This window comes from Solidesulfovibrio sp. C21 (genome assembly GCF_047785625.1).
GTDB lineage: Bacteria > Desulfobacterota > Desulfovibrionia > Desulfovibrionales > Desulfovibrionaceae > Solidesulfovibrio.
The window spans coordinates 1-4,032 of sequence record NZ_JBLODY010000141.1 but is presented as its reverse complement, the minus strand read 5'-3'; the positions used below and the strand labels follow the sequence as shown (position 1 = coordinate 4,032).

6 protein-coding genes are annotated in these 4,032 nt (G+C 63.8%); 4 read left to right on the top strand and 2 right to left on the bottom strand.

The features are described 5' to 3' along the window. Positions 1 to 105: 105 nt before the first annotated feature. Together ACMZ6R_RS20160 and ACMZ6R_RS20155 are read right to left on the bottom strand one after the other, a co-directional pair. A complete protein-coding gene (locus tag ACMZ6R_RS20160; RefSeq protein WP_416114744.1) occupies positions 106 to 1,110 on the bottom strand; it encodes a SphA family protein in 1,005 nt (334 codons plus the stop codon). 75 nt (positions 1,111 to 1,185) lie between these two features. Beyond that, complete coding sequence (locus tag ACMZ6R_RS20155; protein WP_416114743.1) at positions 1,186 to 2,298, bottom strand: linear amide C-N hydrolase; 1,113 nt, start codon at positions 2,296 to 2,298, stop codon at positions 1,186 to 1,188. Positions 2,299 to 2,524: 226 nt separating this feature from the next. Here ACMZ6R_RS20155 and ACMZ6R_RS20150 point away from each other — a divergent pair, with 226 nt between their 5' ends. From ACMZ6R_RS20150 to ACMZ6R_RS20135, 4 genes are read left to right on the top strand one after another with little or no spacing between them, the layout of a single operon-like run. Then, on the top strand, positions 2,525 to 2,767 hold the full coding sequence (locus ACMZ6R_RS20150; protein WP_416114742.1) for a hypothetical protein: 243 nt from the start codon (positions 2,525 to 2,527) through the stop codon (positions 2,765 to 2,767). Further along, positions 2,764 to 3,288, top strand: a complete 525-nt coding sequence (locus tag ACMZ6R_RS20145) for an acyl-CoA thioesterase (RefSeq protein WP_416114741.1) — start codon at positions 2,764 to 2,766, stop codon at positions 3,286 to 3,288. Before ACMZ6R_RS20150 ends, ACMZ6R_RS20145 begins: the two co-directional genes overlap by 4 nt. 18 nt (positions 3,289 to 3,306) lie before the next feature. Continuing rightward, positions 3,307 to 3,606 (top strand): hypothetical protein, encoded by a 300-nt coding sequence (locus ACMZ6R_RS20140; RefSeq protein WP_416114740.1) that lies wholly within the window; start codon positions 3,307 to 3,309, stop codon positions 3,604 to 3,606. Next, positions 3,603 to 3,833 carry a MoaD/ThiS family protein gene (locus tag ACMZ6R_RS20135; protein WP_416114739.1) on the top strand — a complete coding sequence of 77 codons (231 nt, stop codon included), beginning with the start codon at positions 3,603 to 3,605 and terminating at the stop codon, positions 3,831 to 3,833. The genes ACMZ6R_RS20140 and ACMZ6R_RS20135 overlap by 4 nt, the downstream gene beginning before the upstream one ends. Positions 3,834 to 4,032: the final 199 nt, after the last annotated feature.

Here is a 4,032-nt window from a genome sequence, read left to right as displayed (position 1 = left end):
TCCCTGTCCCCGTCAAAAAGTTTGGGAAGGGGAGAGCGCGAGAGGGGAAACCCTTTTCAAAGGGTTTCCCCTCTCGCACCCTCTTTTTTTCTTTCCTCCCCCTCCCTAAAATTTGATGGCGAAGGAGCCGTAGACCGTGTTGCCCAGGAAGGAATGGCTGGCGCCGAGGTCGTGGATCCATTTGGCCATGAGCATCAGGTCCTTGCCGCCGACGGGCATGGTGTAGGTGACGGCCGGGCCGATGCCCGAACCCGAGGACTCGAACGAGCCCATCTTGGCCCCCGTGCCCGAATCCGGCGTGGTCTGGGCGAGCAGGTAGCCCACCGCGCCCAGGCCGAAGCGCGGGGTCAAGTGGTAGGCCGCGGTCCAGTCCACGTGCAGCTGGTTGCCCGAGAGGTAATGGGTGGAGATGTTCTCGGTGTTGATCATGTAGCCGGCGTTGACCGACAGTTCGAGCTTGTTGTCGTGCAGCCAGGTAAAGGCCACGTTGCCGTCGAAGGTGGCGAAGTTCATGCCGAGGTTGGTCAGCTTGTGCTTGTTGTAATATCCGGTCGGCAAAAAGACGATGGGCATGACGGCGATGTGGCATTCGCCGAGGTTCCAGGCGGCGATGACCGGCATGAGGAAGATGTCGGACAGTCCGCCCCGGTCACCGCCCGCGCCGTACGCGAGATGGTGGGGCGTATCGAGCCCCGTCGCTGCGGCCCGGGTCGTGTAGTTGGCCGCCATGTCGCCGGTGATGTGCTCGTTTATGATCACGGGCACGCCGACGCCGATGCCGAGCAGGCCGTTTATGGCCGGCACGTCGAACATGTAGGACATCTTGGTGAGGTTGAGCACCGAATGGACCTTAAGTCCGGCGTAGGCGCGTCCGCCCTTGAGCGTGCCGTCCATGTGGTAGGATTGGTGCAGGGTGTCGTTGCGCAGGTAGAAGCCGGCCTCGGGGATGTAGCCCATGAGGAAGTCGCCGTAGGCTCCGGGAATGTAGTGGCTAAGCCCCCCCTCCACGGCCGCCGCCCGTCCGGGGGCGAAGAGGACGAGGCTCAGGGCGAGGGCCAGGCACAGGTAGCCGGGCAGGGGACTGCTGGGGCGGCGGGAGATGTGGTTCATACTGGGCCTCTGCGGGTTGCGGATGATGGGTTCGCGCGGCGGGGGACACGTACCCGCCGCGCAAGCGGGCCTGGGTTATTTTACGGCTTTGGCCTGGGCCGTGACGTCGGGATAGTCAGCCGGGATGTCGATGGGCAGGGTGGTGATGCCCGCTCCGGCTTTGGCCAGGGATTCCTTGACGTCCACATAGCGCCAGTTCTTGTCGTTGTAGGTGCGGAAGTAGAAGCGCCCGCGGGCGGTGTCGGCGGCAACGGTCCACTGGGTATAGTCGAACAGCGGGCCTTGCGGGCCGTTGTCGCGGACCGCGCCGTAGGGGATGTCCACATTGCCGATGATCGTCATGACCAGGGCCAGCCCGGCGTCGGCGCCGGTCACCGGCTTGGCCGCCTGGGTGAGCGCCACCATGCGCAGGAAGCGGTTGGGCGGGGTGAAGTCGCCGGGAAGGCCGAGCATGCCCGAGCCCTGGCCCGTCGGGTCCACCTTGAAACCGCTTACGTCGATGGGCTTGGCGTTGACCGCCGAGAGGTTGACGAAATTACCCAGGTAGATGCGCATCCAGGGGAAATCCGGGGAATTGGTCAGCACGCCCAGCGGATTGTCGTAGATGTGGCATTGGCCGTTTTGGTACTCGATGACGATGCTCGCACCGCTGGCGTCATGCACGGTGTAGTGCATGGGCACCGGCCCAACGGTCACGCCGTCCAGGCTTTCCGGCCCCTGGCACACGATGACGTCTTTCATGCCGGAACGCACCTCGGCCACGGTGGCGAACCGGGACAGGATGTATTTGACGACATCGAAATTGGAGATGGTGTGGGCGGCCTTGCTTTTGTTGTAGGACGGGTAGCCGGCATAGCCCGGGAACAGCAGCCCGCCGACCACGAGCCCGGCGTCGTTCATGCCGTCGCAGACAATCGGCTTCCCGAAGGCGTCCATGCCCACGACGCCGTGCGTGCTCTTCCATTTGAGCCCGCCGAGACTGCCGTCGGGCAGGATGCCGGCCATGGGCGTGTCTTTGGGAATGGTGATCACGCCGCTGTGGAGTTGCTGGGCGTATTCCATGGTCCGGGCGTAGAAGACTTTGCCGTCCGTGGTCTTGATGCGAATGCTGGTGCAGGCCGAGACCGGGGGAACGGCCAGCAATAACGACAGGCCGACGACGACGAGACAAGAAAGGTACTGTTTCATACGACATCCTTTGTAACAGGGTGTGTGCAATCAGTGAGACGGTTTGGGAAAACAGGGAATGTCGGAGCTTATGGTTTTCTATCCCAAGTGCGCGATGGGGTAAAGCGACGCTTTGCCGACGAGGCGTCCTTCGCATTGACCACGCGCCCCGGGGGACGCTAAGGGTGTCCCACGGTCATCCCGGCCTGATTCCCGTTTCGCCGTTCAACCCAAGGAGGCCTTTTCCATGCTCCGTCGTCTCGCCGCATCGTCCTGCCTTGCCGTGGCAGCCTTGTTGACCTTTGGCTGCGCCGGTTCCGGCCCCAAATCCGACAATGTGCCCCAGAAGGCCCTTGATGCCGACTATCAGGATTGCGAGTCCCGGGCCTATGTGTCCACCGCCCTGATCAAATCCGCCGGTGAGGCAGCGGACAAGCAGGAGGCAATCCTCGACGCCTGCATGAAGGAAAAGGGGTACAAGGTAAAATGACGCCGCCAGTACAAAGTCCGCTTGCGCCCAAGCCCGTGTCCGCCAGCCGGGTGGTCATGCCCCAGCGCATGCTCCCTCCGGACGCCAACCCCGCCGGAAACGTCCACGGCGGCGTCATCCTCAAGTACATCGACACGGCCGGCGGCATCGCGGCCATCCGCCATGCCCGCTCGGCCGTGGTCACCGCCTCCATCGACCGCATGGACTTCCTCAAACCCGCCTACATCGGCGAGGTGGTGACGTTTATGGCCTCGGTCAATTTCGTGGGCGCCACCTCCATGGAGGTGGGCGTCCGGGTGGAGTGCGAAAATCCCATGACCGGCGAGACGCGCCATGCCGGCTCGGCCTATCTGACCTACGTGGCCCTGGATGCCGAGCGGCGGCCCCATGCCGTACCGCCGCTCGTTTTGGAAACCGAGGACGACCGCCGCCGCAATCGCGAGGCCGCCGCCCGCCGCGAAGCCCGGCTGGCCGAACGCCGCCGCGAACGCGACTCCCAGCGCCAGGGGCGCGGCGAATAACTCCCATAGAGGTGCATTGTGGCCGAGACTATCGACGATTTGACCGTCAACTACGAGGAAGACGAGGTCCTTTTGACCAAGGAGCTGGACAAGGTGATCCTGACCCGTGGGGCCTGGACCACCATCTTGTTCCGGTTCGTCCAGTGGGACCCCAAAAAGGACGCCTACGGCCCGGACCGCTACGCCATCCGCCGCTACAAGAAATCCGGGGACACCTATCGTGTCCAGTCGAAGTTCGCCATTTCCAGCCGGGACCAGGCGAAAAAGATCATCGACGCGCTGGCCGGCTGGGTTGAGGCTCCCGAAGGCGAGGCGTGAGTTTCTCGGTTGCCGTGCGCGCCCTGGCCACCCTTGCCGCCTTCGCCCCGGCGGGCGGGGAGACGGCAATCGGACCGGGCGAGACCATCGCGGGCCTGGCCGGCCGGCTGGGCCTGCCCTTTGACGCGGTCGGGACCGTGCTCCTAAACGGTCGGCCGGCCGAGGCGGATACGCCGCTTTCCCCGGGCGACACCGTCTCCTTCGTGCCCCCCATTACCGGGGGCTGATATTGACTTTCCCAAAAATATAACTACGTTGCCGCCTCCGCCGACAACAGCCGGGGGATGCCGCGCTTTGCGAAAGGGGCCTCTCCTTTTTTTCAAGGACCTTTTCCCGAAATGGGGAATGCCCTCTCCGGCGTCACAACAGGGAAAAGTTTTTGGGAGGGGAGAGCGCGAGAGGGGGACCCTTTTTTCAAAAAGGGTC